This is a genomic window from Salinisphaera aquimarina, assembly GCF_042643355.1.
Taxonomy (GTDB): domain Bacteria; phylum Pseudomonadota; class Gammaproteobacteria; order Nevskiales; family Salinisphaeraceae; genus Salinisphaera; species Salinisphaera aquimarina.
Genome location: NZ_JBHRSS010000003.1, coordinates 16,062 through 42,538 on the forward strand (window position 1 = coordinate 16,062; position 26,477 = coordinate 42,538).

Genomic DNA, 26,477 nt, shown 5'->3' on the forward strand with positions numbered 1-26,477 from the left:
GTCTGCCCCCTGCACCTGCAGGCCACAGGATACGCCACGGCGCGCGATCGACCCGACCACACGCCGCAACTCTTACGCTAGCCGCAACGGCCACGGAGCGACATCCGTACTATTGCGGCCAACCCGCAGCCCGGATAACTACGCATTACCGGCCGGGCCGCGCGGGCGTAGCATTCGCAAACATGTCGAGCGCCCCGAATCCCATCTCTGAAACCGTCGAGTGCAGCGGCGCGCGCGCTCGAAGCCGGGACAACATTGCCGGCGAGCCGGCGTGTGCCACACAGTCACTGGCGACACCCAAGATCGCCGTCTGCGTACCGGTACGCGACGAGCGCGAGCACCTCGACGCCCTGCTCGCGGGCCTGGCGAAACAGACTGCCGGGCCGCAGGCATTCGTGCTCTGCCTGCTGTTCGACGGCTGTGAGGACGGCGGCGATGCGTTCGTTCGCGAGCGCGCGCCGATGCTGCCCTACCGCATCGTTACACGGCGCATCGCACGCGCGCCCCGTGCCGATGCCGGCCGGGCACGACGCGCGGCCATGGCGCTGGGCCGGCGCGTACTCAACGCATCGCCGAGCGCGCCCGCGGACACGCTGCTGCTGAGCACCGATGCCGATTCCGTACCCGCGCCGGACTGGATCGAGACGAGCCGCGCGGCGCTGGCCGAGGTCGATATCGTCGCCGGCTATATCGAGCGCCCGGATGCCCCGCCACAGGATGTGCATCGCCGCGTGGAACACTACTGGGAACGCCTGCGCTGCCTGCAGCGCACCATCGACCCGGTCGGCCACGACCCGGCGCCCTCGCATCCCTCGCAGGGCGGTGCCAGCCTGGGGTTTCGCGCCAGCGTCTACGCCGCACTCGGCGGCTTCGAACGTGTGGCCGCGCACGAGGACGTGCGTCTGGTGACCGCCGCCCGCGCCGCCGGCTATCGCGTACGCCACGACCGCCGGGTGCGCGTGGCCACGTCCTCGCGTCTCGCCGGTCGGGCCCGCCACGGCCTCGCCGATACGCTGCGCGCCCGGCACGTCGAGACCACCCTGCCCACGGTCGAGGACCCGAGCGCCGCGGCCGCGCGCTACGATCTGTGTGCCCATGCCCGCCGCGCCTTCACCCAGTTGGCCGACGACACCGTCGCCCGCGCGCTGGCCGCGACCCTGGCGCTGGATCTGGACCGGCTGCGCGAGATCGCGGCCGACTGTCACAACGCCGAGGCTTTCACCATGTCGCTGGTACCCGATAACACGACGCAGGACGAGATCGATCTGGACCGGGCCGAGATCCGCCTCGCGCAGTTGGAACAGCACTACGGCTGCACGAGCCGATGACCGCGCCGCACGATGGCCGCGACGAGCACGACTTGCCTGCCGACCCGCTCATCGGCGGCATTCACCGGCTGCAGAACGACCTGCGCCTGGACGATCCATCCAACCTCGCCGACAGCCTGGCGCTACTGCGCCGTCTCTACGCGGCCGGCCGATCCGACCTGCCGCTCGCACGACTGTTCGAAGGCCATATGGATGCGCTGCAGATCGTCGCGCGCTACGGCGACAGCAATATCGCCACGCGACTGCACGCGCTGGCCCGCGCCGGCGCGACGTTCGGCGTCTGGAACGCGCCGCTGGCCGGCGAGCCGCTGCGCCTGCACGACGGCGTCCTCGACGGCGGCAAGGCCTATGCCTCGGGCGCCGGCGTCATCAGCCACGCGCTGGTCAGTGCCGAAATCAACGAGAGCGACCGTAAACAACTGCTGGTCGTAGATCTGGAACACACGTCGCCGGCGATCGATCGCAGTTGGTGGCGCGTGCTTGGCATGCAGCGCTCGCAAACACATCTCGTACGCTGGCAGAACGCGCCGCTGAGCCCGGCAGACAGCGTCATCGGCCAACCGGGCGACTACGAACGCGAGCCCTGGCTGAGTGCCGGCGCGCTGCGTTTCGTGGCTGTTCAGGCCGGCGGCATCGCCGGCCTGTTCGACGGCGTGCGGGCCCATCTCGTCGCGCGCCACCGCGCCGACGATCCGCATCAGGCGGCACGCCTGGGCCGGCTCTACGGCCTGGCGGACAGCGCGGCCGCGGTCTGCCGCAGCACCGCCGCGGCCCTGTTCGACACCCCACCCGAAACCCATCCGGCCCATGTTGCGAACGCGCGCAGCCTGGTGCTCGATGGCGGCGAACAGGCACTTTTGCTCGCCCAGCAATCGGTCGGCCTGTCCGCGTTCTTCCAAAGCGAGCCGCTATGCGCGCACATGGCGGATCTCATGGTCTATCTGCGCCAGCCGGCGCCGGATGCCCAGCGTGTAAAAGTCGGTGCTGCGGCGGCGGCCCAACAGATAACGCCCACGCTTTGAGCGCACTCGATCTGAATGGCGTGCAGCGCGCGCACGTCATCGCCCCGCATCCGGACGACGAGGCGATCGGCGCCTTCGGGCTCATCACCACCCTGCGCCGGCGCGGTGCGATCGTGGACGTCACGCTGGTCACTGACGGCGGCGCCTCGCATCCGAATAGCCGGGCCTGGCCCCGGGCCCGGCTCACCGCCGCCCGCCATGCCGAAACACGGCGTGTGCTGCGACGTGCCGGCGTGCGTCGACAGGATCTGCGTTTTCTCGGCTACGCCGACGGCGAACTCGGTTTCGCCGGTGCGGCCACCGAAGCGAGACTGGCCCGCGACATCGCGCGTCGACCGCGTCCGGACCTGATCATCACGCCCTCGTTCAACGACAACCATGCGGACCACCGGGCAGTAGCACGTGCCGTCGCGCGGGCCTGGCCGGCCTCGATCAAGCGCTTGCCCTACCTGGTCTGGCCAAGGCTGGTGCCGCATCGGCCCCGCCCGCGCGGTCGCCAGATCCGGCTGCCGCTAGGCAACCGCGCGGCAATGAAACGCGCCGCGCTGCGCCTCTACCGCACCCAGACCGGCGGTATCGACGACGACCCGAACGGCTTCCTGCTCGAACGCGATCTGCTCGTGCGCTTCGGGCGACCGGTCGAACGCTTCGGCAACCGGCCATGAACATGAAGACTCGGCGCGCGATCGACCTCGCCGGCTTCGAAGCCAAGTTCCGTGCGCTCGGCGATCCCTGGCAAACCTTCACCGCGCGCGACGAAGCGATCAAGCGCGAACGCATCGTACGCGCACTGGGCAACAGGCCCGTCGCCCGGCTGCTGGAACTGGGCAGCGGCAACGGCTCCAACAGCCAACGCCTGGCCGCGCGTGCGCTGCGCCTGGATGCCTGCGACGGCAGCGCCAGCGCCACCGCTCTCACGCGTCAGGCCCTGGCCGGCCATCGCCATGCCTACGCCTGGCAGATCGCCCTGCCGGCCGCGCTGCCGGGCGACCGCTACGATGCCGTAGTGATCGCGGAACTGCTTTATTACCTATCGCCGCGCAACATGCATCGTCTGGCCCGCGACGTCGCCGCGGTTCTCACGCCGAGCGGCACACTCGTGCTGGCCCATCACCAGATCGAATTTCACGACAGTGCCCAGCGCGCGGCCGGCATCCATGCGCGCTTCGTTGCCGCAATGGATTACGGGATCGTGCGAGGCCGCCGCTGGCAAAACCGACGCTGGCAGGTCGAGGCCTGGAACGCGCCGCGATGATCGAAGCTCAGCGTGGGCGCCAAGGATGTCATCACGACGACAGAGTCGGCCGCAGTGTTACTCGGCAAAGCGATTCTGTGCGTTCTAGTGCCACGCTGGCAGCAACCACGCCGCGAAACCCATGTCAGGATCAACATGGGTTTTCGTTCATGCAGTCCGCTCACTCTCTATCGCGCTCTCGGTCAGTTCGCATCCAATGCTCGGCACTGCCTTCGACTTGCGACAAAACCTGGCTCAGCGTATCCATATCGTACGCGGCCTGCCGCAGGCGAGTGACACGGTCGCTCGACGACTCTGACTGCTGCTCTCTCCGGTCAATTTTCACAGGCACGATAATAATCGCCTCGTATCGACAGCTCGCCAATAAGGTGACGTCTGGAAAGCTCGGATTCTCAAATTTTTGAGCGTAATCGGTAAAGTCAATCTAGCAAACCAAGCTTACGCGTTACGTCGTCACAAATATAAATCGCTTCTTGCCCGAATTGAACTCGGCCCACCGCCTGATCAGCGAAATTGATATTCTCCTCATCATCCATATAGCGCTCGATAGCCCGTCGAATATAGAAGCCCTTGATACTTGGGCCAGCCTCGTTAAACGGCCATCAAGCTCATCATTGGGCGAATATTGATCGCGCGGTTCATCGTAAATCTCCAGTCGTTTTACGCGCTAATTATAACGATTACACGTGTGCTCCCGCGGTCGGCAAACACTGCGAATCGGACGGGGCGAAACGTCCGAGTGACTCATTAGACGACCTGGTTCGGGAATGGATCACCACCGTGATTGCGATCCCGAAGCGTTCCAACAAAAATGGGATGGTTCGCAAGGATAATAAATTCTACTTTACAAAGACTTGCTTATCACGCCAAATTTGACCAGCGTAAAAGCAACTAAAAAACCAAGGCTTCGCCACACTTCTGTGAGAAGCCCTCAACTTCATGAACTTCAGAACACTGAGTCGCGGCCCGCAGGGTCGCGTGGATCGAAACGATGACTACGACGGCCGCGTGCCCATCCGCTATGTCGCGGCCCGCAGGGTCGCGTGGATCGAAACATAAGTCACCCATAAAAAAGACGCCCTATAGGCGGTCGCGGCCCGCAGGGTCGCGTGGATCGAAACGGGTGGTCGGTTACGAGCGTCATGCGCAGGGTCGCGTGGATCGAAACAACCGCGTCCCTGCGAACCTGCGGGTACCGGGCACGTCGCGGCCCATTGGGCCGCGTGGATCAGCATTTGTCTTACTGAGGCGCCATTTCGCGGCCGATGTCTTCGCCCCAACCGAGTGGATCGAGAATATTAGGAGTGTCGAGATCTCGGCCTCGCGCATCCTTGGCTTCCGCCAACTAAGGCGGATTGAATCGCCGATATGCGACACAACTGAGCCCTGAGTCTTTTCCGGCCTCAGACCATTGCACTGTGGATCCGTACTGTAGCGAGCGGCAATTTTCACCGATTGCCTGCAGATCGCAGCAGCGTCGTATAGCGTGGTCAATCGCAACAAGCAACGAGATACGTTATGCGCTACGCGCATTCCACTGAGCGCGAAGATCAAAGTGATTGGCAGACATTATCTGATCACGCCCACTCTGTCGCAGTGATGGCAGCTCAACGAGCCAGTCGGTTTGACTGCGCTTCTTTCGCTGAGGTGCTCGGCTTGCTACACGATCTCGGCAAATACAGCGATGCCTTCCAGGCACGACTGACCGGCAGCAAACAAGCTGTCGATCACGCTACGGCCGGCGCGGTCGAAGCGCAACGGCACTATGGCAAAAACCTAGGGACACTCCTGGCCTATGCTATCGCCGGCCATCATGCAGGCTTGGCCAATGGCCGCACGCCGGGGGCGCGTCGCCCGCTGGCTGATCGTCTGGTGGCCGATATCGAGCCGTTAGATCCATCATGGGCGCGGGAGATCACATTGCCTGAACTAGCCGCGCCACCACTAAAGATGATTCGCAAGCGCGCGTTTTTTCAATACGCGTTCTTCTGCCGCATGCTTTTTTCCTCGCTGGTCGATGCCGATTTCATCGAAACCGAACAGTTCTACGCTCGGGTCGATTCAAATCCATTGAATCGCGGCGGGCGCCCGGCGCTGAACGCACTCCGCGATGAGCTAGACCGTTATTTAGCGCAGCTCACTGGCACCGGGCCGGTGAACAAACGCCGGCGACAGATTCTGGAACATGCGCGAAAGCAGGCATCGCTTTCACCGGGACATTTTAGCCTCACGGTGCCAACCGGCGGCGGCAAAACCCTGACGTCCCTCGCTTTCGCCCTCGACCACGCCGCGACCCACGGTCTCGATCGGGTTATCTACGTGATCCCGTTCACCAGCATCGTTGAACAGAACGCAGCGGTTTTTCGTAAAGCACTCGGGGCTTACGGGCCAGATGCTGTGCTGGAGCACCATGGCTCGTTTGATTCCCAGACCGTGGAGTCACTCAAGGAAGCAGGCGCGAAGACCATAGACAAACTCAGGCGCGATAGCGAGAATTGGGATGCGCCCGTAATCGTCACCACGGCAGTACAGTTCTACGAAAGCTTGTTTGCCGCCAAGACATCACGCTGCCGCAAGCTGCATAACATTGCGAATAGCGTCGTGGTGTTGGATGAGGCACAGACACTGCCGCTTGGATTACTACGTCCAAGTCTAGCGGCACTCGACGAGCTGCGTCTGAATTATCGAACCAGCGTGGTTTACTGCACTGCGACCCAACCCGCATTGTCCGATTCGCACGGCGGCGCCCTGCCAGAAGCGCTTCATGATGTCCGAGAACTAGCGCCCTCACCCGGCACGCTTTTTGAGTCATTCAAGCGCGTGCAAGTGCGTCATGTCGGGCCTTTGACCGACACAGAAGTCATCGATCAACTCGCGCATAACGAGCAGGTGTTGTGCATCGTCAACAACCGGCGTCACGCGCGTTTCCTATTCGACGCCATTGCTGAGCAGCCAGGCGCCCGTCACCTGACAACCGCGATGTACGCGATTCATCGGCGTGCCGTGCTTGATGATATCCGCACACGCCTTCAGAGCGGCAAGCCCTGCCGAGTGATTGCCACGTCGCTGATCGAGGCCGGGGTCGACGTTGATTTCCCGCGTGTTCTCAGGGCTGAGGCAGGGCTCGATTCCATCGCTCAGGCCGCAGGGCGCTGTAACCGCGAAGGAAAACGCGCATGCTCGGACAGCGAAGTGCTGGTGTTTGGCACAGCAAACGAAGACTGGGCACCGCCACCGGAACTCAAGGCATTCGCTCAGGTGATGGGTGAAATATTGCGCAACAACCCCGGCGCCGATCCGTTGTCGCCCGACATCATGCAGCGCTACTTTGAGATGCTGTACTGGCAACAAGGCGCAATGGGATTGGACAAGCACGCCATTCTATCGTCGTTGAGTAACGCGCAGATCGATAGCCTGCCTTTTGAACAGATAGAGACCGATTATCGACTGATCGAGAATACACAGCGCGCGATCATCATTCCCAGAGAACAAGCCGCAAAAGATGCGCTGAGAGCTTTGGCGTTTGCCGACAAAGTCGGCGGTATCGCACGCCGTCTGCAATTCTTCACGGTGCAAGTGCCTCGCCAAGGTTTTTGCGCACTCGAGCAGGCCGGAGCACTCACAACGATACGGCCGGAAGAATTTGGAGACGAGTTTGTGGTTCTAGCCAACCGTGATTTATACAACGAAAACAGCGGGCTAAACTGGGACAACCCGTCATTTATGCGCGCCGAGAGTTTGATCTTCTAGTTCAAGTTTAGTGGACGCGGGTCGAAACACTGAGCTAGAACTAGGCGGAGATATCAAAACGGGATGCATTCTGCAAGGGCGCATCCGTTTAATCAGGGTAATTGGGGGATTACACATGAGCTTTGGGGTCAAGCTGCATGTATGGGGCGATCGGGCGTGTTTTACGCGCCCGGAGATGAAAGTCGAACGCGTGTCCTATGACGTGATTACGCCATCGGCTGCACGCGGCATCATCGAAGCTATTCATTGGAAGCCTGCGATCACCTGGGTGATCGATCGTATTCACGTACTCAAACCCATTCGTTTCGAATCACTGCGCCGCAATGAAGTGGGAGACAAGATTCCTGCGCGGAATATCTCTTCCGCTCGCAATAAAGGAGATCTGTCGGAACTGAACTACACAGTAGAGGATGGCCGCCAGCAAAGAGCTACCACGCTGCTGCGGGACGTGGCCTATGTGATCGAAGCGCACTTCAATCTCACGCCGAAAGCCGGTAGGGACGACTCGGTGGGCAAGCACCTGGATACGTTTAACCGCCGGGCCAGACGCGGGCAGTGCTTTCATGCGCCGTGCCTGGGCGTACGAGAATTCCCCGCGGCGTTTGAGTTGCTCGAAACGAACAGCGCAATTCCTGTGACCTGTGCCGCTCTCGAAGGCGAACGCGACCTCGGCTTCATGCTCCACGACATCGATTTTGCGAACGGCAATACCCCTCGTTATTACCGGGCGCATATGGTGGACGGCATCATTGCAGTACCGCCGTTCGAGCAGGCGCGGCAATGATTCTTGCTGCACTCAATCGTCTTTACGATCGGCTCGCCGAGCACGGCGAAGTGCCAAGCTTTGGCTACAGCGTCGAAAACATCAGCTTTGCGCTGATCATCGATCGCCAAGGACGCCCGATCGAGTTTTCTGATCTACGCCGCCAAGACGGCAACAAAGCGCGACCGGCGGCGATGCGGGTGCCGACGAATCCGGAAATTTCACGCACGTCCGGTATCTACGCCAATCCTCTGTGGGACAAGACCTCTTACGTCATTGGCTGCTCCGCAAAGCCCAGCGCTCGAATGGCTAGCGAACACCAAGCATTCATAGCGCGTCAAAAAGAACTCTTTGGCGCGACTGACGACGAGTCGCTGATAGCACTTCTTGCCTTCCTAGACCAATGGCATCCAGACCATGCTGCGGGCCTGCCCGGTTACAGCGACGACGTATTGGATAGCAACGTGGTATTCCGCATTGACGGCGCGCGCGCTTATATCCACGACGCACCCACGGCGCAGAAGACTTGGCAGGACTCCCTCGAAAGCGAACATGAAACATTGGCCCAGTGTCTGGTCACCGGCGAGCAAGCGCCGCTTGCTAGCGGGCACCCGCGTATTCGAGGCGTCGACGGCGCACAAACATCAGGCGGTGCACTGATTTCATTCAACAGCAATGCGTATCTGTCATACGGATTGACCAAGGAAGCCACTGCAGGCTTGTCGAAACCGGCCGTATTCGGCTACGCCACCGCACTTAATCATCTGTTACGACGCGACGCTGATAATCGACATCGTCTTCGTATCGGCGATACCACTACCGTGTTCTGGGCCGATGCGCGCGACGCAAAGTCGGCCGAGGCCGCCGAGGATTTCTTCGCAGCAGCAAACGAGCCACCGAGCGACGAACAGGAAAATCAGCGTATTCACGATGTGCTCGCACAGATCGCCAAGGGTCGCCCTCTAGCCGACCTCTCGGCCGATATCGATCCAGACACGCGGATGTATGTGCTGGGGCTGGCCCCGAATGCGGCACGGCTATCGATTCGCTTCTGGTGTACCGAGCGCTTGGATACGCTCATGCAACGTTATGCCGATCACTGGCACGACCTGGCGCTCGACCCGCCCGCCTGGGCGGGCATTGCACCGGCCGTGTGGCGATTGGTCAACGCAACCGCGCCCAGCCGCGATGGCAAGACCAAGAGCGACGACGTCTCGCCTTTGCTGGCCGGCGAGACCATGCGTTCGATTCTCAACGGTCAACGCTATCCACGCGCGCTGCTTACTCAGACCGTCATGCGCTTTCGCAACGACGGCGATATTGGTTCGCCATCGGCGACCGGCCGCATGCGCATTGCGTTGTGCAAGGCGGTTCTGCAACGCGAAGCCCGTCTCGCCAACCCACACTCGCCCACATCAGAGATTGCCATGAGCCTTGACCGTGACTCGACCCACCCCGGCTATCTGCTGGGCCGTCTGTTTGCCGAGCTGGAAAATGTCCAGCGCACCGCACTTGGCCGCGTGAATGCATCCATCAAGGATCGCTACTTCGGCTCGGCTTCAGCAACGCCAGCCAGCGTATTCCCCATTCTCGTGCGGAACGCGCAGCATCATCTATCGAACATCCGCAAGGGCGAGCGGCCCGGGCTTGCTGGCCACATCGAGGGCGAGATCGGCCATATCGTCGATGGCCTCGGCGGGACATTCCCGAAACACCTGCGTATCGAGGATCAAGGCCGATTTGCCATCGGCTACTACCACCAGCGCGAAGCCCGATTTGCCAAGAAAGCAGAAGAACCGGCGTCGGCCGACGCCGAATAATTCAAAATATTGAGGGGGATCCATGACCGCAATCAGCAATCGCTACGAGTTCGTTCTTCTTTTCGATGTTGCCAATGGCAACCCAAACGGTGACCCGGATGCGGGCAACCTGCCTCGACTTGATCCGGAAACGAATCAAGGGCTGGTGACCGACGTCTGCCTAAAACGCAAGATTCGTAATTTTGTGGCGCTCGACAAAGACGAATCCAGCGGCTATGCGATCTACATGCAGGAAAAAGCCGTGCTGAATAACCAGCACCGGAAAGCATACGAAGCGCTCGAAATTGAGCCCGAGAAAAGCAAGCTGCCAAAGAAAGAAGCCGATGCGCGTGCCTTGACACAATGGATGTGCAAGAACTTCTTCGACGTCCGCACCTTTGGCGCAGTGATGACCACCGGCATCAATGCCGGGCAGGTACGCGGCCCCATCCAGATCGCATTCGCACAATCGATTGATCCAGTCGTGCCGCTGGAAGTATCGATCACTCGTATGGCGGTCACCACAGAAGCCGAAGCAGAAAAACAGAGCGGCGATAACCGGACAATGGGTCGCAAACACATCATCCCGTACGGTTTATATCGTGCCCACGGCTTCATCTCCGCGAAACTAGCCGAGCGCACAGGCTTTTCCGAAGACGATCTCGCATTGTTCTGGCGGGCATTGATGAATATGTTCGAACACGACCGGTCTGCCGCTCGCGGCGAAATAGCTGCTCGTAGACTTATCGTGTTCAAACATGACAACGCGATGGGTAACGCACCGGCGCATACGCTGTTTGATCGAGTGCATGTGGCAAGACAAGACGGGGAAGCCGACAGCCCTGCTCGTCGATACAGCGATTATCAAGTTACGCTCAACCGCGACGGCCTACAGGACGGCGTCACGGTCGAAGAGATGCTTTGAGCCGGCCCGTTGGAAGAAGAAGACATCATCGTTCCGATTTCTGCGTTACAGCACTATCTGTATTGCGACCGGCAGTGCGCACTCATACATATCGAGCGTATCTGGCAGGAAAACCGGCATACGGCTGAAGGGCGTGTACTACACGAGCGCGCTGATCGGTATGGCCACGAACAGCGCCGCGGTGTGTACACCGCGATGGCGCTTCCGCTGGCCTGCGACCGTCTGGGGCTGACAGGTTACGCAGATGTCGTGGAGTTCGAGCAGACCGACACAACGCGTATTGTCCGCCCAATTGAATACAAGCGCGGGCGTCCGAAAGCCCATCGGGCGGATGAGGTCCAGCTCTGTGCTCAGGCGCTTTGTCTTGAAGAGATGCTATCGGTAGATATCCCGGAAGGCGCTCTGTTCTACGGCCAGACGAAGCGCCGAAAATCAGTCACCTTTGATCAAGCGCTCCGACAACTCACCGAAGACATTGCTGCTGAGACACGCGCACTGATCAGACACGGTAAGACACCGCGAGCCGTCTACGCCGCTAAAAAATGCGACCAGTGTTCGCTGATCGATCACTGTCAGCCACAGGCCATGTCATCGCATGTGCCTGTTTCCCAGTGGCTTGCCGCCCAGCTCGGGCGCTGAATCGTGCGACGTCTGCTCAATACGCTCTACGTGACCAGCGAAGGCGCCTGGCTGAAGAAAGACGGCGCCAATATCGTCATGATGATCGAGAGCGAAGAGCGTGGCCGTATTCCGGCGCACATGCTCGAATCGCTAGTCTGCTTCGGGCGTGTATTGGTGTCACCGCCGCTGATGGCCTATTGCTGCGAACAGGCGATCGCTATCAGCTATTTCACCCCGAACGGCCGGTTTCAGGCACGCGTGGAAGGGCCAGTATCCGGCAACGTGCTGCTGCGACGCACTCAGTACCGCACGACCGACGATCCCAAGCGCTGCGTACCAATCATCCGGCATTTACTAATTGGCAAGATACATAACCAACGCGCGGTCGCGCGCCGACAGCTGCGTGACCGCGGGGATCGGCTGCACGACGCCGACCGCCGCGCACTCGAATCGACCGTCAAACGTCTGGAACGCATCGGCGCACGCCTGCTCGAAACCTACGACGCGCAAGTGCTGCGTGGATTGGAAGGCGAAGCCGCGCAAAGTTATTTCGGTAGTTTCTCTGCGCTGATCAACAGCGAAGAAGACGAGTTTGTGTTCAGCGGGCGCAATCGCCGCCCGCCGCGCGATCGCGTCAACGCCCTACTGTCGTTTCTCTATACGCTGCTCACACACGATTGCCGATCGGCTTTGGAACAAACCGGGCTGGATTCGGCTGTGGGATTTCTGCACCGCGACCGGCCAGGGCGGCCGAGTCTTGCGCTGGACCTTGCCGAGGAATTCCGGCCGATCCTGGCCGACCGGCTCGCGCTGACTCTGATCAATCGCCATCAGATCAAGGCCAAGGACTTCTCTGTCGCCGAAAGCGGCGCGGTTTTGCTTACTGACGATGCTCGCAAAACTGTACTGACGACGTATCAAGAGCGTAAACGCGAAGAACTGACGCATCCTTTTCTAGGAGAAACAGCCCCACTGGGCTTGGTCCCAAGCCTTCAAGCGCAACTACTCGCACGCCACCTGCGGGGCGATCTCGACGCATACCCTCCATTTATTTGGCAATAGGCAGCTCGCCATGATGGTACTGGTCAGTTACGACGTAAGCGTGGTCAGCGGAGACGGTCCGAGGCGACTGCGACGCGTAGGCAAGGCCTGCCTGGATTATGGCCAACGGGTCCAATATTCGGTGTTCGAAATAGAAGTCGAGCCCGATCAGTGGGTCAAACTGAAAAACCGGCTCTGCGATATTATCAACGAGGATGCCGACAGCCTGCGTTTCTATTTTCTCGGGCGAAAATGGCAGCGCCGCGTCGAACACATCGGCGCCAAACCCGTGCGTGACCTCAACGCACCGCTGATCCTCTGACGCTGCTAGTCCACCGCCTTTTGCGAACCCCAAGCGTACCTAGAATGCCGGGGGTATTCGCGGCTCTTTAACAATCCAATAAAACAGTGTGTTAGCCCATCCGTTTCATATCGCAACTCCCAAAGTCTGGGAAAATCGAAGACGTTCGCCCATACGGCGGTTTTCCGTTATTGAAAACAATCGTTTGGATGATCGCAGTCGCGACCCGTAGGGGTCGCGTGGATCGAAACATCACCCGCCCTTTGAGGTAATCGAAACGCCCATGTCGCGACCCGTAGGGGTCGCGTGGATCGAAACGACAACTCGCGCCTGTCCAATGGCGGCCGCAGCGGTCGCGACCCGTAGGGGTCGCGTGGATCGAAACTCGTTCGACCTTGGCGACGAGATTCCTTCCACCCGGTCGCGACCCGTAGGGGTCGCGTGGATCGAAACTCAGCCGTGTGCTTCGACCCGCAGGAACTGCGGATGTCGCGACCCGTAGGGGTCGCGTGGATCGAAACAGGGCTTGTCTGTCGACTCTGTGGCGCACGCCCGTCGCGACCCGTAGGGGTCGCGTGGATCGAAACGGCTCCTACGGCACGACGACGCCACCCGCCAACGGTCGCGACCCGTAGGGGTCGCGTGGATCGAAACAAGTTGTCGATAACGTGAACCTCCATCCCGGCGTGTCGCGACCCGTAGGGGTCGCGTGGATCGAAACGGCGTCTTGCAGACGTTGTTTGAGAACTTCCAACGTCGCGACCCGTAGGGGTCGCGTGGATCGAAACCGCTTGACTCCGCATCCTCCGCCCGACTGGTCGGTCGCGACCCGTAGGGGTCGCGTGGATCGAAACGTACAAGACCGGATATATACACGAAACGCTGGCGGTCGCGACCCGTAGGGGTCGCGTGGATCGAAACCAGTTCTACTGTGAGCCGCTGACGCTGGCAGAGCGTCGCGACCCGTAGGGGTCGCGTGGATCGAAACGATGCTCCGTTGGTCGACATCTCCTTTCGGTAGAGTCGCGACCCGTAGGGGTCGCGTGGATCGAAACGGCGTCGTCTATCTCGATCCAGTCCACCGACTGGTCGCGACCCGTAGGGGTCGCGTGGATCGAAACCTGCTGCTCATGGTGATGATCTGGGCCTGCATGGCCCGTCGCGACCCGTAGGGGTCGCGTGGATCGAAACGGATTCCTGCCCGAGAACCTGGAACGCATGGCGCGTCGCGACCCGTAGGGGTCGCGTGGATCGAAACGCAGTCTCGCAGCCAGAAACGATCTGTACCCGGGTCGCGACCCGTAGGGGTCGCGTGGATCGAAACGGTCATGAGCATCGCGCCCATGAAGCGCCTACGCGTCGCGACCCGTAGGGGTCGCGTGGATCGAAACACCTCGACCTGTACCGGCGGCTATATCTCCGAGGGTCGCGACCCGTAGGGGTCGCGTGGATCGAAACTTGGCCATGGTCCAGATTCTCCAACGACACGCCATGTCGCGACCCGTAGGGGTCGCGTGGATCGAAACAACAGCGGCATGCGCGAGCGTCTCCGCCAGATCGTCGCGACCCGTAGGGGTCGCGTGGATCGAAACGGGTTACGCCCAAGAGCCTGCCGGATAATCTGGCGTCGCGACCCGTAGGGGTCGCGTGGATCGAAACTGCCCGCGCTTTCGATAGCTGGCCATTGACGGAGTCGCGACCCGTAGGGGTCGCGTGGATCGAAACTGGCCGATGATCGTGACGCTGCGACCCAGCGGGGTGGTCGCGACCCGTAGGGGTCGCGTGGATCGAAACTGTTTGAGCGCCACGTGTTCTACCGGCAGCTCGCGTCGCGACCCGTAGGGGTCGCGTGGATCGAAACATTGATGATCGAGATACCATCGAGACCGTCCTCGTCGCGACCCGTAGGGGTCGCGTGGATCGAAACGGCAAAGACGGTGCCGGCGGTGGTGGGGGCCTGTTGTCGCGACCCGTAGGGGTCGCGTGGATCGAAACGATTGCGCCCAACTGTGGATGTGCTGCCACCGTTGTCGCGACCCGTAGGGGTCGCGTGGATCGAAACGATCACTGCTCGGGTCGCAAATGTCGCCACGCGGTCGCGACCCGTAGGGGTCGCGTGGATCGAAACAACGCCCCGCCCCTGCCGAGCGACGAGCCGGATGTCGCGACCCGTAGGGGTCGCGTGGATCGAAACCTCGTGGTAGCGCCGCCATACGGCCTCTAGCGAGGGTCGCGACCCGTAGGGGTCGCGTGGATCGAAACCTGAGCGTCGATGTCGTCATTGATGACACGACGGTGTCGCGACCCGTAGGGGTCGCGTGGATCGAAACCGACCCTGCCGTGCAGCGAGTTAAGCACGCCAACAGTCGCGACCCGTAGGGGTCGCGTGGATCGAAACGATTGCGATGCCGGCAATCCGACAAGCTCGTGCCGTCGCGACCCGTAGGGGTCGCGTGGATCGAAACCGCGAGACGGCATCGGCACTGGCTGTGTTTGCAGCGGTCGCGACCCGTAGGGGTCGCGTGGATCGAAACTACAAAGACAGCTTGCCGGGAACGGGGCAGCGCGGTCGCGACCCTAGGGGTCGCGTGGATCGAAACCGGCGGACGGTACGACGCCGGTCACACTTTCTCGTCGCGACCCGTAGGGGTCGCGTGGATCGAAACAACGCACACGCTGACGACGATAAGCTCAAAGCCGGTCGCGACCCGTAGGGGTCGCGTGGATCGAAACCGGTATTGGCCATCGATCAGATCCGCCGTCTGCGTCGCGACCCGTAGGGGTCGCGTGGATCGAAACTGCATCCGGACCCAGCCATCCTCGGCCTGCTTGGTCGCGACCCGTAGGGGTCGCGTGGATCGAAACTTCTTCGCTCGGCGCGCGGTACTCGCTGCCCCAGCGTCGCGACCCGTAGGGGTCGCGTGGATCGAAACGCGCCTGGCTGGTGGCGATCTACCGCGACGTGAAGTCGCGACCCGTAGGGGTCGCGTGGATCGAAACAAGCAGCACGAATGACGCGAAGGCGACGGCCTATGTCGCGGCCCGCTCGCTCGAATGGATCGGAAAACCTCTGGCCTATCAGCAATCACGCATCGTGAATCGCTACCTACCCAACCGCCATAGCGCGCTTCGATAAAAAGCGCGCTTAAGTTTGTCGTAGATTCTGAAGAAAGAGGGATCCGCGATATGATGCTAACGGCTGCAAGGCAGGCCCTGCGTCACGCCTATCCTATTGGTGCCATGAATTCCGACTTTGAACAATTTCAGCAGATCGTAAACCTGTCGAAACAGGATATCTGCACGACGTTGTACCGCGAAAATCGCGACATGATCCAGATCAAGAAAGAGCACGTCGCGGTAAAGAATCTGGTGCGCATCATCGACTCCACCCTGCGGCTGGCCAACTCGAAAGGCTTTCAGGCGATGACGCTGCGTGATCTGTGTGCAGATTCAGGGCTGAGCATGGGCGGGCTGTATGCGTATATCCGCAACAAGGACGATCTGATCGGCCTGATCCAGAGCCACGGCTTCATGCTCACCAAGCGCACCCTGCTGGATTTCACCCGCGACGTGACCGACCCGTGCGAGAAGCTGTTCGTGGCGGTGAAAAGCCATCTGTATCTGAGTGAACTGATGCGGCCGTGGTTCTATTTTTCCTATATGGAAGCTAAGCGCCTGCCGGAGTCGCAAAAGCGCGATGCGGTGGCCGTGGAACTGGAAACCGAAAGCATCTACCGCGATATCCTGGATGAAGGCGTCGCCGCTGGCATTTTCATACGCGTGGATACGCGGCTGCTGGCCTCGTTGATCAAGGCGATGCTGCAGGACTGGTATCTCAAGCGCGGCAAGTATCGCGATCAGGGCACGTCGGTGACGACCTATGCCCAGACCATGCGCGAGCTGCTGGAACGCTATCTGCAGTTCGAACGCGCCTGACGCGACGGTACTGCCGGCTATTCAGTCGAGTTGTTCGCGCAGCACGTTCTTGCGGATCTTGCCGGTAGCCGTTTTGGGCAGTTCTCCGAACACGATTTTTTTCGGCGCCTTGAAGTGGGCCATGCGGTCTCGGCACCAGGCGATGATCTCATCCTCGCCGACGTGCTGCCCGCTGCGCAGGGTGATGAACGCACAGGGCACCTCGCCCCATTTTTCGTCGGGCCGGGCGACGACCGCGGCTTCCGCCACGGCCTCGTGACCGTAGAGCACGTCTTCGATCTCCAGGCTCGATATGTTCTCGCCGCCGGAAATGATGATGTCCTTGGCGCGGTCCTTGATCTCGATATAGCCGTCCGGATGTGTGACGGCGAGATCGCCGGAATGGAACCAGCCATCGGCGAAGGATTCGTCGGTCTTGGACGGGTTCTTGAGATAGCCCTTCATCACCGTGTTGCCGCGGATACAGATCTCGCCGATGGTTTCGCCGTCGAACGGTACCGGCGTGCCGTCCTCCACGCTGAGCACCGTAAAGTCGTCGATGGCGAAATTGGCCACGCCCTGGCGTGCCATCCGTGAGGCGAGCGCGTCGACGTCCAGACCTGCCCATTCCGGCTGCCAGACACAGAGCGCGGACGGGCCGTAGGTTTCGGTGAGGCCGTAGAGATGGGTGATATCGAAGCCGATTTCCTTGGCCTTGCGGATCACCGCGGCGGGCGGCGCCGCGCCGCCGAGTGCATAGGTCGCCGCTGAACTGAGCGTGATGCCGCGGGCATCGAAATCGCTGATCAGCGTATTGAGCACGATCGGCGCACCGCACATGTGAGTGACACCATGCGCTTCGATGCGTTCGTGGATGAGTTCCGCATCGATACGATCGAGACAGACGTGGGTCGCACCCGCTGCGGTCACCGACCACACATAGCCCCAGCCGTCGCAGTGAAACATCGGCAGCGTCCACAGATAGACCGAGTCGGCGGTCATGTTGAACGCCATGGCGTTGCTCATCGCGGCGAGATAGCCACCACGGTGGTGATAGACCACGCCCTTGGGATCACCCGTGGTGCCGGACGTATAGAGCAGCGTGAGCGCGTCCCATTCGTCGGCGATCTTGTCCCATTCGAAGGCGGCATCGCCGTCTTCGATCAGATCCTCATACGGCTCACCGTAAAGTTCGCCGGTCGCACCTGCGTGACTGTTGATCACGACCGTATCGGGCGGAGTTTCGAGGCGTTCCAGCGCGGGGCCGGCCTCAACGCCAAAGGCGTGATCGCAGATCAGCAGCTTGGCATCGCCGTGCTCGAGGATGAAGCCGATGGTGGCCGCATCGAGCCGCGTGTTGATCGGGTTCATCACAGCACCCAGCATCGGAATCGCGTAGCGCGCCTCGAGCATCTCGTGCGTGTTGCGGCAGATCACCGCCACCGTATCGCCGGTGCCGACTCCGCGGTCGGCCAGCGCGCTGGCCAGTCGTCGGCAGCGTTCGTCGAACGCGCGATAGGTTAGCGTCATGTCACTGTCGATGACCGCGGTCTTGTCCGGGTAGATCGCCGCCGAACGCCTGAGAAAACTCAGCGGCGTGAGTGCGGAATGATTGGCGGCATTGCGTTCGAGCCGGTTGTAGTCCTGCGCTGCCATTTTGTCTCCTGGAGTTATGGCGAGCCGCGCGAGCTCGCAGCCGACGACCATGCCGGCCGACGGATTCCGGCCCCGGATCGACCGGGGCCGGAGTTCATCGGCGAACGCTCAGTTCGAGCCGCTGTCGCCGGATTTTTCCTTGTCTTCCGACGCCTTGTCGTCGCCCATCTTGTCACCGCCCTGCTCGGGCGCGTTGATCTCGCCGGTCGCCGGATCAAAGGAGATCGGGTCCGAGATCGGCACGATCTTGCCGTCCTTGGCCTGGGTGATGAATAGCGAGGTCAGACCGTAGTGGTTGTCCTTGGAGAAGGTCACGCCGGAATACATCGACCCGTCCCAGTTGTCGAACGAGTTGAACGAGGCCAGGAAATCGTCCCAGGTGAGTTTATCGGTCCGCTTGAGTGCTTCCACCAGTACCTGCGCGGCGGCCCAGCCCACCTGTGCTGATCCGGCCAGTGGCGACTGCGGGAAATCGCCGCTGAACTGCTTAACGAATACCTTCATGACATCGCTGTCGGACTCTTCCGGCATCGGGTAGACGGCGCTGGAATAGGTGCCGTTCCAGACCTCCTTGCCGGCCAGATCGAACAGTTTCTTCTCGTTGGCGCCCACCGAGGACACGATGAACGGCGGTTTGGTGAAGCCGATATCGAACAGCGCTTTCTTGAGCTTGGCCGCCGGTGCCGGCACCGCGAAATCCAGAATGGCGTCCGGATTGGCGCGCTTGAGACGCTGGGCCTGGGAGCTCAGATCGGCGTCGCCAGCCTGGAAATTGACCTCCTGCACCACTTCGACGCCGTCGAAGCCCTTGAGCGCCTCCTTGGCGGCCTCGCCCAGCGGCGTGCCGTAGTCGTCGTTCTGATAGGCGATGGCGATCTTCTTCGCGCCCAGGGTATTGACCGCGTAATCGGCCAGCAGCTTGGCCTCGAACTCGTAGTTGATGATGCTCGAACCCATGAAGTTCTTGATCGGCGGGTTCACGAACTGGGACGAGCCGGAGCTGAGCATGACCACCGGGATACCGGAATCGACCAGATAATCCTTGATCGCGGTGTTGGTGGGCGTGCCGATATCGCCGAGGATAGCGAAGACCTTGTCTTCCTCGACCAGGCGACGCGCGAGCTTGACGGTCTTGGACGGCTGATACTGATCGTCATAGGCGATCAGCTTGAGCTTGTGGCCTTTGACGCCGCCCTGCTCGTTCACGTAGTTGAAATAGGACTCGATGCCTTCGCGGACCTGGTCGTAGATCGCAACCGGCCCGGTCTGCGGGCCCAGATGGCCGATGAGAATCTGATCCTGAGTCACGCCCTGGGCCAGATCGTCGCCTTGCTTGGCCGAGGCACTCTGGTCCGCATCGCCGCCGTCACTGCCGCAGGCGCTTAACAGGGCGCCGAGCAGCGCGCCCATACATAGGGCGCTCAACAGTCTCTTCTTCGGAATGAACATACTCCCCTCCTTTCGTTTTCTCACACATCACGCCGACCGACCGGCCGGATCGCGGTCATTCTGTTATTCGAGGCTCGACTATGGGGCGTTCTCGCCGGGCGCGGCCTGTAGTCGCAGCGCTTTCTTGTCGAGCTTGCCATAGGCGGTCACCGGCAATGCGTCGACGAACTGCACGTTCTTGGGTTGTTTGTAGCGCGACAGCTCGCCGCGACAATGATCCAGCACCTGTGTTTCCGTTAGCTGTGCGCCATCGGCCGCGACAATGAACGCGCTCACCGCCTCGCCCCAGTCGGCATGCGGCAATCCGACCACCGCCACCTGGCTTACGCCCGGGCAGGACTGGATCGCGTCCTCGACCTCCTTGGTATATACGTTCATGCCGCCGGAGATGATCATGTCGTTCTTGCGATCGAGCAGGTACACATAGCCGTCGTCGTCCTGATAGGCGATATCGCCGGTGTGCAGCCAGTCGTGAACCAGCGTTTCGGCGGTCTTCTCGGGCAGGCCGTGATAGCCGCGCATCGTGTACGGCGTGCGCGCAGTCAGTTCGCCGATCTCGCCGGCCGGCAACGCATCGCCCTGGGCATCGACGATACGCACTTCGCTCATCGCGACCGGCTGACCACAGCTGGCCAGGCGATGCGCGGTATCGCCGTCGGGGCGATGGTCCTGCCGACGCAGACGGGTAATGAAATTGACCGCCTCGGACTGGCCGTAGAGTTGCATGAAGACCGGGCCGAACAGATCGAGCCCCTGGCGCAGACGCGGCACCGTGATCGGCGCGGCCCCATAGATAATCGTCCGCAGCGACGACAGATCCGGCGTCTGCGAGCCGATCCAGTCGATCAGCCGATAGATCATGGTCGGCACCATGAACGTCAGAGTCACACGGTCGTTCTCGATACGGCGCACCACCGTTGCCGGGTCGAAGCCGCGTTCGACGAAATGGGTCGCGCCCTTGAGCAGACCGGCCAGCAGCAGGAAACCGGCGCTGTGCGGCAGTGGTGAACTCAGCAACAGCCGTTCGTCATCAAGCAGTTCCATTTCGATGACGTGGGACCACAGATTGAGTACGGTCCCCTGCTGGGTGTGCATCACGCCCTTGGGCCGGCCGGTGGTGCCGCCGGTATAGGCGATCAGGGCGAGATCGTCCGGCGCCGGCAACACATCGGGCGGCGTGTCCGCCGCACCCTCGGCGAAGTCATCCCAACAGACGAAACCCACCGGGCATTCGTCGCGCGGGGCAACGCCTACAATGGTCTGCAACTCGGGCCACTCGCCTCGGTTGCGCGCGACGATATCGAAAAAAGCGGGCCCGACGATGAGCACGCGGGCGTTGGAATCCGCGACGATATAGCGGATTTCCTTCTCGCCCAGCATGTCGTTGAGCGGCACCTTGGCGCCGCCGCTCTGGATGATTGCCTGATCGGCCACCGCATAGGCCAGACAGTTGGACATCAACAGGCCCACCCGCACGTTGGCAGTCACGCCGGCGTCGATCAGGGCGTGGGCGACGCGGCAGCTGGCCTGCAGTAACTGGCCGTAAGTGAGCGTGTCACCGTCATGGACAACCGCCACGCGCTCGCGGTATTTGCGCAACGCATTGGTATACAGCGGCTTGAGCGTGAGCAGGCTCGGCGCCGTGTCGTCGTTGGCGTGCCCGCTCATGCGGCCACACCGACACGCGTGACGCGGGCGCGCCGGTCAGCCGCCCAGATACAGCTTGCGAACATGATCGTTGTCTCTCATCTCGCGTGAATCGCCTTCCAGCCCGACCGCGCCGTTTTCCAGTACATAGGAATAATGCGACACCTTCATCGCCATGTATGCGTTCTGCTCGACCAGCAGAATCGAGGTGCCGGCGGCGTTGATCTGGGACAGGATCTCGAAGATCTCGGTCACCAGCTTGGGCGCGATACCCAGCGACGGTTCGTCCAGCAGCAGCAGCTTGGGCCGGCCCATCAGCGAACGGCCGATGGCCACCATCTGCTGCTCGCCGCCGCTGAGGGTGTCCGCGCGCTGGCGCATGCGCTCTTTCAGGCGCGGGAAATAGCCGCACACTTTTTCGATATCCGCCTCGACCTCCGAGCCGCCCTTGCGCTTGTAGGCGCCGATACGCAGGTTCTCCTCCACCGTGAACTCGCCGAACAGCCGCCGGCCTTCCGGGCAGTGGATGATGCCGCGTGCCACCAGGTCGCTGGAGGACTTGGACAGCATCGATTCGCCGTCGATCTCGAAGCTACCGGCCTTGGGCCGCATCAGGCAGGAAATGATCTTGAGCGTGGTCGACTTGCCGGCGCCGTTGCTGCCCAGCAGGGAGACGATCTGGCCGTCGGGCACCTGCAGGGACACCCCGCGCAGGGCGTGAATATGGCCATAGTGGGCGTGAATGCCCTCAAGTTTCAGCATCGGCGACCTCGCCCAGATAGGCTTCGACGACCACCGGATTGCGCTGTACCTCGGCGGGCGCGCCTTCGGCGATCTTCTCGCCAAAGTTCATCACCGCGATATGGTCGGAAATCTTCATCACCAGCGACATGTCGTGTTCGATGAGCAGCACGGTCATGCCCATCTGTGTCTTCAGGCGCGTGATCAGTTGCCCCAGATGCTCGGTCTCCGAGGCGTTCATGCCCGCCACCGGCTCGTCGAGCAGAATCAGGCGTGGTTCGGCCATCATGGCGCGGCCGATGTCCACCATCTTCTGATAGCCGTAGGGCAGATTCTCGACTGTCTCGTGGGCCAGCTCGGAGATCTCCAGAATCCGCATGATCTCGGCCGCCTTGCCGCGCGCCTCGCGCTCGGTTCGCAGCACCGACGGCCAGTTCAGCGCGATCTTGAAGACGTTGCGCTTGAGCAGCGGATGCAGGCCGGTCAACAGATTGTCGAGCACGGTCATCTTCGCGAACAGCTCGACGTTCTGGAAGCTGCGCGCCACGCCCTGTTCGACGATCTGGTGGGGCTTGTATTTGAGCAGATCGACGCCCTCGAACTCGATCGCGCCCTCGGTCGGCTGGTAGAAGCGGCTCACACAGTTGAACACGGTGGTCTTGCCGGCACCGTTGGGGCCGATGATCGAATAGATACTGCCTTGCGGCACCTCGAGACAGAGCTTGTTGACCGCGGTCAGCCCGGCAAAGCGCACTGTCATGTCCTTGAACGTCAGCATGCGCGCCTCCGCTGGTCGGCAGGGAGCAATACGAATAGGGCACGCATGTAGAGCAAAGCGTTATTCATCGGAGCGCCCTCCCCGGCCCCGCACCAGTTCGCCCAGCGACACGATGCCGGCCGGGCGAAACAGAATGACCAGTACCACGGCCGCCCCGATGATCAGGTCGGTGACCCCGACATAGGATTCGGTGAAGTGCGGTATGAACGTCAGCACCACGGCGCCGATAATGGCGCCGGTGATCGATGCCAGCCCGCCCACGACGATCATCGCCAGCAGCAGCAGCGAGGTGGATATGCCGAAATCGTTGGGGCTGACGAAGCCGGTCCAGTAGGCATACAGACCGCCGGCGATACCGGTGAAGAACGCGCTCACCACGAACATGATCGTCTTGTAGAACGACACGTTGATCCCGGTGGCGGCGGCCGCGGATTCGCTGTCGCGCACCGCCAGAAACGCTCGCCCCATCCGACTGCGGGCAATGTTGTAGAGCATCCAGGTGATCACGACCGTGAACAGGATCACCACGTAATAGAACACGAGATCACTGGACAGCAGATCGGGCCGCGATACCGCCATCCCGGAATAGCCGCCGGTGACCGAGCCCCAGTTGAGCGCGATCTGCGGCACCGACAGGCCAAAGCCCAGTGTGGCCACGGCCAGGAAATGCCCGCGCAGACGTACCGCCGGCAGACCGATAACCAGACTGATCAGCGCCGTCATCACGCCCGACGCCGGTAGGGCGATCACGAACGGCAGGCCGAGCTTGGTACTCAGCACCGCCGCCGTATACGCCCCCACGACCAGAAAACCGGCGTGCCCGACCGAGACCTGGCCGCCATAGCCGGTGAGCAGATTCAGCGAAATCGCCGAGATCACATAGAGGCTGGCCATCACGAATACGGTGAGGTAATAGCCGGACTGGCCGACGATGAACGGCAGCGCGATCATCAGCGCAACAACCGCCGCCGCGTACAGCCACGGGCTCGCGAGCAGGCGCTTCATGGCGTTGTCACCCGCCCTGCGCTGGCGTGAATAAATACCGGCGCTGGCGCACATAGCGGCGTCGGCTTCATCCGTCTCTCCCGTGATTCAGACAAATTCGCTCCTCGCGGCTCAACCATGGCAGGGCTAGACCTTCTTCACCGCGCGGCGCCCGCCGAACAGCCCCTGCGGGCGCACGTAGAGCACGACGATGATCAGAACGAAGGTGCAGACCAGCGACATCTGCGGCGCCCAGTAGAACTTGACCAGGTTGTCGAACACGCCGATGACCAGACCGCCGATCAAGGCGCCCGGCATGCTGATGAAGCCGCCCAGCACCGCCGCGGCGAAGGCGAGAATCAGCACGTTGAACATCATCGTGACGCTGAGAAAAGTGAACGGCGCGGTCAGCAGACCCGCCACCGCGCCCAGCATCGTGCCCGCGCCCCAGGTGACCAGGAACACGCGGTTGACGTTGATGCCCATCAGCCGCGCCGCGGTCAGATCCTGCGACGACGCGCGCATGGCAAACCCCACGCGAGTGAAGCGAAATAGCATGAATAGCGCGCCCGTGAGCGCGAAGGTGACCGCCACGATGAACATTTCGTTGGGGCTGACGTACACGCCGCCAATATCCTGGGCCGGGCCGCTCACCGCCTCCGGAAAGCTGCTGGGCGTATGCCCCCAGATCAGACCCGCGGCGCCGTGAAACACCAGGAACAGCCCCAGTGTCAGCACCAGTTGATTCAGATGCGGCGCCTCGCTCACGAACTTGATGAGCAGCAGATAGACGAGGACGCCGAATACCGCGGCGAACAGGAGTGCGAGCCCGAAGGCCACGAAATACGGCAGACCGTATCCGCTGATCAGGCTGAATGCGACGAAGCTCGACACCATGGCCATCTCGCCGTGGGCGAAATTCACCACGCCGGTGGTGCGATGAATCAGGACCAGCCCCAACGCCGCCAACCCATAGACACAACCGAAAATGAGGCCGCTCACGATAATCTGCATATCATCCCCTGCCTCGGGTAGAAGACGCCGGGCCGCGCTGGGTCAGCGCCTGCAACATGCCTGACCTGTCGCTGCGCGCATTCCACCCGCGGGCGTCCCGGCATTCCTTTCTTGTTCTTGCTCCAAGCCATCTTCCGGCCTGGCTTTTGTTTTTCCTATCATCCTTTTGGCGGTGTTCGTTCATCCATCGTCCAGAGCGCAGTCACGCCGTACCGGACCGGCCACGATCGCTCGAACAATACGATCGCGGCCGGGCACCGATGAAGCGTCAGCCCCAGGACCAGAAATCCGTGCCTTCGGCCAGCAACGTGCGCGAGAACACCATCTTGTGTACTTCCGAGGCGCCGTCGACCAGCCGCGCCTGGCGCGCGTAGCGATAGATCCACTCCAGCACAGTGTCCTTGGAGTAGCCGCGTGCGCCGTTGAGCTGGATGGCCGTGTCCACGGCCTTGTGCAGCGTCTCGGAGACGTTGACCTTCGCCATCGACACTTCCTTGCGCGCGAAGCTGCCCTGGTCGAGCTGCCAGGCCGCATGCATGGTCAGCAGCCGGCCTGTCTGGATCGCCATCGCGGCTTCGCCGAGCATGTTCTGCACGCCCTCGCGGTCGGCCAGGCGCACGCCGAAGGATTCGCGGTTGGCGACATAGTCGGCCGCGATCTCGAGCGAACGACGGGCCAGCCCCAGCCAGCGCATGCAATGGGTCAGGCGCGCGGTGCCCAGACGGATCTGGGTGACCTTGAGGCCATCGCCGATCTCCATCAGGCGGTTGCGGTCGGGAATACGCAGGCCATCGAAACGCAGTTCACAGTGACCGCCGTGCTCCTCCGGGCCCATGATCGGGATACGCCGGATCAATTCCCAGCCCGGATCGTCGGCGTGGAAGAGGAAGGCGGTCAAACCCTTGCGCGCATCATCGGAGGTGCGCGCGATCAGGATGAAGTGCTTGGCCACGCCCGCGCCGGTGATGTAGTGCTTGTGGCCGTGGATGACCCAGTCGTCGCCCTCTTTGGTGGCGGTGGTCTGCATCATGGTCGGGTCGGAACCGCAGCCGGGCGGCGGCTCGGTCATGGCGAACGACGAACGCACGTCGCCGTCGACGATCGGCTGCAGGAACCAGTCCTTCTGCGCTTCGGTGCCGACTTTCTCCAGCACCATCATGTTGCCGTCGTCGGGGGCTGCCGAGTTGAACACGACCGGGCCGAAGATCGAGCGATTCATCTCCTCGTAGCAGGCCGCCATGCCGACAATCGAGAAACCGCGGCCACCGCGGGCCTCGGGCATCTGGAACGACCACAGCCCTGCCTCGCGCGCCCTGGTCTGCATCCGCTTGAGCAGGTCGGGGGCGATGTTCTCATGTTCGTCGTAGCTGGCCGCGTCCGCTTCCAGCGGAATCAGTTCCAGATCGACGAACGCACGGATGCGCTGCACATAGTCCTGTACTTCGGGGGTGAGTTTGAAATCCATCGGCGGGGTTCTCTGTATGAGGT

The 26,477-nt window shown here is 61.7% G+C and carries 20 protein-coding genes and 2 CRISPR repeat arrays; of the genes, 12 read left to right on the forward strand and 8 right to left on the reverse strand.

The genetic code is table 11. The features are described 5' to 3' along the window. Nucleotides 1-182: 182 nt before the first annotated feature. From ACFOSU_RS03695 to ACFOSU_RS03750, 12 genes are all read left to right on the forward strand, one after another. Nucleotides 183-1,328: a glycosyltransferase gene (locus ACFOSU_RS03695; protein WP_380686569.1), complete on the forward strand. Its 1,146-nt coding sequence runs from the start codon at nucleotides 183-185 to the stop codon at nucleotides 1,326-1,328. Further along, nucleotides 1,325-2,350 (forward strand): acyl-CoA dehydrogenase, encoded by a 1,026-nt coding sequence (locus tag ACFOSU_RS03700; protein WP_380686571.1) that lies wholly within the window; start codon nucleotides 1,325-1,327, stop codon nucleotides 2,348-2,350. The genes ACFOSU_RS03695 and ACFOSU_RS03700 overlap by 4 nt, the downstream gene beginning before the upstream one ends. After that, nucleotides 2,347-3,015 (forward strand): PIG-L deacetylase family protein, encoded by a 669-nt coding sequence (locus tag ACFOSU_RS03705; protein ID WP_380686573.1) that lies wholly within the window; start codon nucleotides 2,347-2,349, stop codon nucleotides 3,013-3,015. The genes ACFOSU_RS03700 and ACFOSU_RS03705 overlap by 4 nt, the downstream gene beginning before the upstream one ends. Beyond that, nucleotides 3,012-3,605 carry a class I SAM-dependent methyltransferase gene (locus ACFOSU_RS03710; RefSeq protein ID WP_380686575.1) on the forward strand — a complete coding sequence of 198 codons (594 nt, stop codon included), beginning with the start codon at nucleotides 3,012-3,014 and terminating at the stop codon, nucleotides 3,603-3,605. Before ACFOSU_RS03705 ends, ACFOSU_RS03710 begins: the two co-directional genes overlap by 4 nt. Nucleotides 3,606-5,123: 1,518 nt before the next feature. Continuing rightward, on the forward strand, nucleotides 5,124-7,355 hold the full coding sequence (locus tag ACFOSU_RS03715; protein ID WP_380686577.1) for a CRISPR-associated endonuclease Cas3'': 2,232 nt from the start codon (nucleotides 5,124-5,126) through the stop codon (nucleotides 7,353-7,355). A 115-nt stretch (nucleotides 7,356-7,470) separates the two neighbouring features. Next, nucleotides 7,471-8,139 carry a type I-C CRISPR-associated protein Cas5c gene (gene cas5c / locus ACFOSU_RS03720; protein WP_380686579.1) on the forward strand — a complete coding sequence of 223 codons (669 nt, stop codon included), beginning with the start codon at nucleotides 7,471-7,473 and terminating at the stop codon, nucleotides 8,137-8,139. After that, nucleotides 8,136-9,938 carry a type I-C CRISPR-associated protein Cas8c/Csd1 gene (gene cas8c, locus ACFOSU_RS03725; protein ID WP_380686581.1) on the forward strand — a complete coding sequence of 601 codons (1,803 nt, stop codon included), beginning with the start codon at nucleotides 8,136-8,138 and terminating at the stop codon, nucleotides 9,936-9,938. Before cas5c ends, cas8c begins: the two co-directional genes overlap by 4 nt. A 22-nt stretch (nucleotides 9,939-9,960) precedes the next feature. Then, entirely contained in the window at nucleotides 9,961-10,842 is an 882-nt protein-coding gene (cas7c, locus tag ACFOSU_RS03730; protein ID WP_380686583.1) for a type I-C CRISPR-associated protein Cas7/Csd2, read from the forward strand. A 9-nt stretch (nucleotides 10,843-10,851) separates the two neighbouring features. Continuing rightward, nucleotides 10,852-11,481, forward strand: coding sequence for a CRISPR-associated protein Cas4 (gene cas4, locus ACFOSU_RS03735; protein ID WP_380686585.1), 630 nt, complete (start codon nucleotides 10,852-10,854; stop codon nucleotides 11,479-11,481). Between the two features lie 3 nt (nucleotides 11,482-11,484). Next, a complete protein-coding gene (gene cas1c / locus ACFOSU_RS03740) occupies nucleotides 11,485-12,525 on the forward strand; it encodes a type I-C CRISPR-associated endonuclease Cas1c (protein ID WP_380686587.1) in 1,041 nt (346 codons plus the stop codon). Between the two features lie 10 nt (nucleotides 12,526-12,535). Continuing rightward, the gene (gene cas2, locus ACFOSU_RS03745) at nucleotides 12,536-12,826 is read left to right on the forward strand and encodes a CRISPR-associated endonuclease Cas2 (protein ID WP_380686591.1); all 291 of its coding nucleotides are present in this window, start codon (nucleotides 12,536-12,538) and stop codon (nucleotides 12,824-12,826) included. Between the two features lie 197 nt (nucleotides 12,827-13,023). Continuing rightward, nucleotides 13,024-15,340: direct repeats of the CRISPR family, unit length 33 nt; unit sequence GTCGCGACCCGTAGGGGTCGCGTGGATCGAAAC. 98 nt (nucleotides 15,341-15,438) lie between these two features. Then, a CRISPR array of direct repeats spans nucleotides 15,439-15,805; the repeat unit is 33 nt; unit sequence GTCGCGACCCGTAGGGGTCGCGTGGATCGAAAC. 240 nt (nucleotides 15,806-16,045) lie between these two features. Continuing rightward, nucleotides 16,046-16,741, forward strand: coding sequence for a TetR/AcrR family transcriptional regulator (locus tag ACFOSU_RS03750; RefSeq protein WP_380686593.1), 696 nt, complete (start codon nucleotides 16,046-16,048; stop codon nucleotides 16,739-16,741). 21 nt (nucleotides 16,742-16,762) lie between these two features. On the opposite strand, the gene ACFOSU_RS03755 is transcribed toward ACFOSU_RS03750, so the two are convergent. From ACFOSU_RS03755 to ACFOSU_RS03790, 8 genes are all read right to left on the reverse strand, one after another. After that, nucleotides 16,763-18,376 (reverse strand): long-chain-fatty-acid--CoA ligase, encoded by a 1,614-nt coding sequence (locus ACFOSU_RS03755; protein WP_380686595.1) that lies wholly within the window; start codon nucleotides 18,374-18,376, stop codon nucleotides 16,763-16,765. A 108-nt stretch (nucleotides 18,377-18,484) separates the two neighbouring features. Further along, nucleotides 18,485-19,801, reverse strand: a complete 1,317-nt coding sequence (locus ACFOSU_RS03760) for an ABC transporter substrate-binding protein (protein ID WP_380686597.1) — start codon at nucleotides 19,799-19,801, stop codon at nucleotides 18,485-18,487. A 102-nt stretch (nucleotides 19,802-19,903) separates the two neighbouring features. After that, nucleotides 19,904-21,493 (reverse strand): AMP-binding protein, encoded by a 1,590-nt coding sequence (locus tag ACFOSU_RS03765; RefSeq protein ID WP_380686599.1) that lies wholly within the window; start codon nucleotides 21,491-21,493, stop codon nucleotides 19,904-19,906. Nucleotides 21,494-21,529: 36 nt separating this feature from the next. Then, nucleotides 21,530-22,234, reverse strand: a complete 705-nt coding sequence (locus tag ACFOSU_RS03770; protein WP_380686601.1) for an ABC transporter ATP-binding protein — start codon at nucleotides 22,232-22,234, stop codon at nucleotides 21,530-21,532. After that, entirely contained in the window at nucleotides 22,221-22,991 is a 771-nt protein-coding gene (locus tag ACFOSU_RS03775; protein WP_380686603.1) for an ABC transporter ATP-binding protein, read from the reverse strand. The genes ACFOSU_RS03770 and ACFOSU_RS03775 overlap by 14 nt, the downstream gene beginning before the upstream one ends. A gap of 60 nt (nucleotides 22,992-23,051) precedes the next feature. Beyond that, complete coding sequence (locus tag ACFOSU_RS03780; RefSeq protein ID WP_380686606.1) at nucleotides 23,052-23,996, reverse strand: branched-chain amino acid ABC transporter permease; 945 nt, start codon at nucleotides 23,994-23,996, stop codon at nucleotides 23,052-23,054. 126 nt (nucleotides 23,997-24,122) lie between these two features. After that, entirely contained in the window at nucleotides 24,123-24,977 is an 855-nt protein-coding gene (locus ACFOSU_RS03785) for a branched-chain amino acid ABC transporter permease (RefSeq protein ID WP_380686608.1), read from the reverse strand. 280 nt (nucleotides 24,978-25,257) lie between these two features. Further along, nucleotides 25,258-26,454: an acyl-CoA dehydrogenase family protein gene (locus ACFOSU_RS03790; RefSeq protein ID WP_380686610.1), complete on the reverse strand. Its 1,197-nt coding sequence runs from the start codon at nucleotides 26,452-26,454 to the stop codon at nucleotides 25,258-25,260. Between the last annotated feature and the right edge of the window lie 23 nt (nucleotides 26,455-26,477).

Bases quoted from the DNA above. Each gene is read 5' to 3' on its own strand.
- ACFOSU_RS03695 (WP_380686569.1), top strand. From the start codon at position 183: ATGTCGAGCGCCCCGAATCCCATCTCTGAAACCGTCGAGTGCAGCGGC.
- cas8c (WP_380686581.1), top strand. From the start codon at position 8,136: ATGATTCTTGCTGCACTCAATCGTCTTTACGATCGGCTCGCCGAGCAC.
- cas7c (WP_380686583.1), top strand. From the start codon at position 9,961: ATGACCGCAATCAGCAATCGCTACGAGTTCGTTCTTCTTTTCGATGTT.
- ACFOSU_RS03750 (WP_380686593.1), top strand. From the start codon at position 16,046: ATGAATTCCGACTTTGAACAATTTCAGCAGATCGTAAACCTGTCGAAA.
- ACFOSU_RS03755 (WP_380686595.1), bottom strand. From the start codon at position 18,376: ATGGCAGCGCAGGACTACAACCGGCTCGAACGCAATGCCGCCAATCAT.
- ACFOSU_RS03775 (WP_380686603.1), bottom strand. From the start codon at position 22,991: ATGCTGACGTTCAAGGACATGACAGTGCGCTTTGCCGGGCTGACCGCG.
- ACFOSU_RS03780 (WP_380686606.1), bottom strand. From the start codon at position 23,996: ATGAAGCGCCTGCTCGCGAGCCCGTGGCTGTACGCGGCGGCGGTTGTT.
- ACFOSU_RS03790 (WP_380686610.1), bottom strand. From the start codon at position 26,454: ATGGATTTCAAACTCACCCCCGAAGTACAGGACTATGTGCAGCGCATC.
- ACFOSU_RS03715 (WP_380686577.1), top strand. From the start codon at position 5,124: ATGCGCTACGCGCATTCCACTGAGCGCGAAGATCAAAGTGATTGGCAG.
- cas2 (WP_380686591.1), top strand. From the start codon at position 12,536: ATGATGGTACTGGTCAGTTACGACGTAAGCGTGGTCAGCGGAGACGGT.
- ACFOSU_RS03710 (WP_380686575.1), top strand. From the start codon at position 3,012: ATGAACATGAAGACTCGGCGCGCGATCGACCTCGCCGGCTTCGAAGCC.
- ACFOSU_RS03700 (WP_380686571.1), top strand. From the start codon at position 1,325: ATGACCGCGCCGCACGATGGCCGCGACGAGCACGACTTGCCTGCCGAC.
- cas5c (WP_380686579.1), top strand. From the start codon at position 7,471: ATGAGCTTTGGGGTCAAGCTGCATGTATGGGGCGATCGGGCGTGTTTT.
- ACFOSU_RS03765 (WP_380686599.1), bottom strand. From the start codon at position 21,493: ATGAGCGGGCACGCCAACGACGACACGGCGCCGAGCCTGCTCACGCTC.
- ACFOSU_RS03770 (WP_380686601.1), bottom strand. From the start codon at position 22,234: ATGCTGAAACTTGAGGGCATTCACGCCCACTATGGCCATATTCACGCC.